Annotated in this window: 1 protein-coding gene; it reads left to right on the top strand. The window is 43.2% G+C overall.

Features of this window, described 5'->3' with window-relative positions; all coding sequences use genetic code 11:
- Positions 1-65: 65 nt before the first annotated feature.
- A partial coding sequence (locus KDK17_RS03040; RefSeq protein ID WP_257287312.1) for a hypothetical protein occupies positions 66-1,211 on the top strand: 1,146 nt, incomplete at its 3' end.

Here is a 1,211-nt window from a genome sequence, read left to right on the forward strand (position 1 = left end):
TTGAGCGCCTCACAGAGGTGGGAACCACAGCAGAAGAAGTCTTTCTTTTTTCTCAAAAAGCCCCAATGGTCAGCCCGTATGACATTCACAGATTTACCCAGCGTAACATGACTCCGGAAGTCGTTGCATCGTTTCATCCCGGTGTGGCTGGTGAACCTGCTTTTATAGAAAAAATTCTACAGGCAGGGTTAAGTCCCCAAAAGGCGAATAGCTACCTCGAAGCCGGCGTTGACCAGGCCAACATTTTGACCAGTTACTTCAAAAATGGAATACCTCCTGATCTTGCAAGCGCCTTATACAAAAATGGCTACTATTTCTACGCTGACTCTGACTATTCGAAGGTTTGGCTTCAAGAAACAATGGAAAAGGGGCTAACCATAGAAGATCTGCCCAGATACAAGGGACTCGCCTCAACAACCAATGAATTAAAAGAACTCTACGTTTCAAAAGTGCCTACTGATTTTCTTCATAAAGTCCTGAGTATGGATGTAACCCTGAACCTGCAAGATGCAAAATCTCTTTACTTTCGTGGCATTGACCTGGACACCTACCCATCTCTAATCTCTGACGAACGGACCTGCACTGTATATCCCACAACCCGTCTTGAGTTTGAACACCTTGGTAATCTTGCGGGCTACCAGAGCAAAAAAGAGCCTGTTCCTCTACCAAAAGCTTTATTTTTCCGGCTTAACACAGTATTTTCTGGCAGAGATATTTCGCAAGAATTTATGCGACATTTTTCAACCGACGATCAGGAAGAGATTTTCAAGTACGTTGAAGACATAGCCAAACGTGTAAAAAACCCAACGATTTATAATTTGCTCTACCTGACAGCGGAGATTGTTTCAGAAAAGCTTCACTACGAATCAGTGGATGAAGGAGAACTGGAGCTGACTTTCCCGATAGATTGTTCAGTAGCTGAATATTGGCGAAGGGGCATTGGCGACTGTGATAAATACTCGGCATTGGGGACGGTTGTTTTTGCTCAACTGAAACAAATGTTTCCTGACGTACTGGCAAACGTTTACCTCATCAACGAAATGTTTTCGACATTAAAAAAACATTCCTGGAATACCGTCGTCATTGCAGAAGAAGATCGCCTGATATTCAGCTACATTGACATAACACAGTACGACCCCGGTAATGCCTATTTTCAACACCTTATTCTTCGGTTTCTTCTACAACTGCATGATGCCATTCAGAATCTGAAT

Origin of the sequence: Endozoicomonas sp. SESOKO2 (genome assembly GCF_024606245.1) — a bacterium.
Lineage (GTDB): Bacteria > Pseudomonadota > Gammaproteobacteria > Pseudomonadales > Endozoicomonadaceae > Endozoicomonas_A.